The sequence below is a fragment of the Micromonospora sp. NPDC004336 genome (assembly GCF_053602615.1).
The window spans coordinates 1-3,033 of sequence record NZ_JBSGDY010000314.1 but is presented as its reverse complement, the minus strand read 5'-3'; the positions used below and the strand labels follow the sequence as shown (position 1 = coordinate 3,033).

4 protein-coding genes are annotated in these 3,033 nt (G+C 72.6%); 2 read left to right on the top strand and 2 right to left on the bottom strand.

The window, feature by feature from the left end:
• Positions 1-112: 112 nt before the first annotated feature.
• Positions 113-439: an NPCBM/NEW2 domain-containing protein gene (locus ACWENR_RS30245; protein WP_452280351.1), complete on the top strand. Its 327-nt coding sequence runs from the start codon at positions 113-115 to the stop codon at positions 437-439.
• 394 nt (positions 440-833) lie between these two features.
• A complete protein-coding gene (locus tag ACWENR_RS30240) occupies positions 834-1,478 on the top strand; it encodes an ATP-dependent Clp protease proteolytic subunit (RefSeq protein WP_452280350.1) in 645 nt (214 codons plus the stop codon).
• A gap of 255 nt (positions 1,479-1,733) precedes the next feature.
• Here the strand turns inward: ACWENR_RS30240 and ACWENR_RS30235 are convergent, their stop codons facing one another.
• On the bottom strand, positions 1,734-2,540 hold the full coding sequence (locus ACWENR_RS30235; RefSeq protein ID WP_452280349.1) for an SDR family NAD(P)-dependent oxidoreductase: 807 nt from the start codon (positions 2,538-2,540) through the stop codon (positions 1,734-1,736).
• A 25-nt stretch (positions 2,541-2,565) separates the two neighbouring features.
• Positions 2,566-2,865, bottom strand: coding sequence for a hypothetical protein (locus ACWENR_RS30230; protein ID WP_091097049.1), 300 nt, complete (start codon positions 2,863-2,865; stop codon positions 2,566-2,568).
• Between the last annotated feature and the right edge of the window lie 168 nt (positions 2,866-3,033).

Sequence of the window (3,033 nt, the reverse complement as noted above, 5' to 3'; positions counted from 1 at the left end):
TACTGCTGCCCGTTCGCCCTGGTGATCCACCCCCCCGACTGCAATTACACCTTCGACGGATGCTGGGTAGCCGACGCCGCTATCGTCTGGTCTGTCGCGGGTCGTCGCCGGGGTGCGCCGCGACGTGGTGCTCACCACGTCGCCGTGCTGGGTGAACGACAAGTTCACGGTGACCTTCGTGGTCAGCCGCCAGTTCAGGGTCCTCGAGGCGACCGTCGGGCTGGCCGACGACTCTCCGGTGGCGCTGCCCCTCCGGTTCACCGTGCTGGCCGACCGCAAGGCGGTCTTCACCACGACGGTCGGCCTGGGGAAGGTCCGTCCGCTCAGGGTGGACATCGGCGACGCTACCCAGGTGTCGCTCCAGGTCGGCACCACCAGCGTCGACCAGTGCCACGGCGACAGCATCGGCGTCTGGATCGCTCCCCGGGTCCGCCGGTGAACAGCATTTGGTCGACGTCGATGGGGTGCGGCACTTCCCGGTTCTGCTGATGGCGAAATTCCCATGTGCAGGAAATGCGTCGATTCGCGTGACGTGAATTGTCGCGGATCCGCGCCCCGACGCGGGCCCCGATGCCCCGCCGAGGCCCTGGGCTGGGCATCGGTACGGCGACCCGGCGTGCCACGACGGCCACCGGATCCGTTACCCACCCGCGCACGCCGGTCGCGCGCACCGTCCGTAGTGGAGCGGCTCGGGTGATCGGCAATCACCCCTGTCTGGGAGCGGCATTCCGCTCGGGAAGCCGATAGGGTCGACAAGGGATCATCTCCGCTGCGTCGCCCGGTCGACGGGTGAATTTGCCGGGGGAGCAATTTCCGAGGGAGAGAGGGCGAACATGATCCGCAAGCCGAATCCGTCCGTGGACGCTCGGTACGTCCTGCCGTCGTTCGCGGAGCGGACGTCGTACGGCATGAAGGAGACCAACCCGTACAGCAAGATGTTCGAGGACCGGATCATCTTCCTCGGCACGCCGGTCGACGACGCCGCGGCCAACGACGTGATGGCGCAGCTCATCACGCTGGAGGCGACGGATCCCGAGCGGGACATCACCATGTACATCAACTCGCCGGGCGGCTCCTTCACCGCCATGACGGCGATCAACGACACCATGCGCTACGTCCGGCCCGACGTGCAGACCGTCTGCCTGGGCCAGGCGGCGTCCTCCGCCGCGATCCTGCTGGCGGCGGGCACCCCGGGCAAGCGGATGGCGCTGCCCCACTCGCGGATCCTGATCCACCAGCCCGCCATCGAGGGCGTCCAGGGGCAGGGCACGGACCTGGAGATCCAGGCGCGCGAGATCATGCGGATGCGCACCCAGATGGAGGAGATGCTGGCCCAGTACTCGGGCCGCCCGCAGGAGGAGGTCTCCCGCGACATCGAGCGCAACAAGATCCTGACCGCCGACGACGCGGTGGCCTACGGGCTCGTCGACACGATCCTGCGCAGCCGCAAGAAGAGCGCGGCGATGGTGGCGGGCTGAGCTGACCCGTCGGGGGCCGACGGCGCCACCCCGGCCCGTCGGCCCCGCCCGGTCGGCGTCGCGGGGCGTCGCGCCCCGGGGACCCGTCCGGATGGGCCTCGCCGTGCCGGGGCGCACCCGCGGCTTCCGGGCCGCATCCGGGCCGCCGGCACCACGGCGTACGCCCGCGTGCGGATCAGTCCGGCACGGTCAGTCCCGTTGGGTCCGCGTGCGGGTCAGTCCGGCACGGTCAGTCCCGCCCGGTCCGCGTGCGGGTCAGTCCGGCACGGTCAGCCCCGCCCGGTCCGGGTGCGGGGTCGTCCGGGCGCCGTCGGCCGCCGGCAGCAGGTCCCCCGCGAGGTGCGGCTGGTAGCCGCCGCTCGCGGTCCACCCGCCGTCGAAGCGCACGGTGGTGGCGGTCAGGTAGCGCAGCTCGTCCGCGGCCAGCGCCCGGATCAGCTCCGCCACCTCGGCCGGCTCCGCCAGGCGGCGCTGCGGGGTGCCCCGCACGATGGTCTCCTCGTCGAGGAGGTTCCGGTGGATGCCGTCCATCACCAGCGGCGTCCGGACGTAACCCGGGCTGACCGCGATCACCCGGATGTTCTGCGCGGCCCACTCCACCCCGAGCACGTCGGTCAGCATGGCCACCCCGGCCTTCGAGGAGCAGTACGCGGCCCCCTCCACCATCGCCAGGTGCGCCGCCACGGAGGCGATGTTGACGACCAGCCCGCCCGCCCGCCGCAGGGCGGGGAACATGGCCCGGCAGCAGTAGTACGTGCCCGTCAGGTTGACCCCGATGACCCGTTCCCACGCCGCCGGCGCGAGCTCGCTGGCGAAGCCGCGCCCGCCGATGCCGGCGCTGTTGACCAGCAGGTCCGCCCGCTCGACCTCCGCCGCCGCCGCGGCCACCTGCTCGTAGTCGCGTACGTCGACCCGGCGCCCGGTCACCCCGTCCGCGTCGCACCCGCGCCGGTCCCAGCCGATCACGCGCCAGCCGTCGTCGACGAGCCGCCGCGCCACCGCCGCGCCGATCCCACTGGCCGCGCCGGTGACCACGGCCAGCCGCTGCCCACTCCCGTGCAAGCTGCCCTCCCTGGGTGTGCGACGTTCAGTTCGGGGGCAGCCGGAGCCGGGCGATGCGCCGTTCGCCGTCCAGGGCGCGCATCGCGCGGGCCAGCGTGGCGACGTGCAGTTCGTCCTCGCCGCGTTCGAGCATCGTCTCCGCCGTCACGCCGATCGCCTTGGCCTCCGCCGCCAGCGCCTGCGCGGCCAGCACGCAGCCCCGTACGTCGAAGTGGCCGCTGTCGCGGGCGGGGTTGAGGCGCGCGACCAGGTCGACGATGCGCAGGTAGCGGTCCACGAGTTCCTGCTCGGCGCGGGTCAGCGCGGGAAGCTCTCGTTCCGTCATGGTCGTACCCTGTCATCCCGCTGCCACCGCTGCCAGCCGCCGAGCACCTCGCGGCTGGCGTGGGCGACCTCGTCCAGGACGGCCTGGAACGCGGCGAGCACCGGATCGTCGTCGGCCCGCGTCGCCGGCGGACCGACGCGGGGCCGGGCGGCGCCGTCGGGGCGCGCG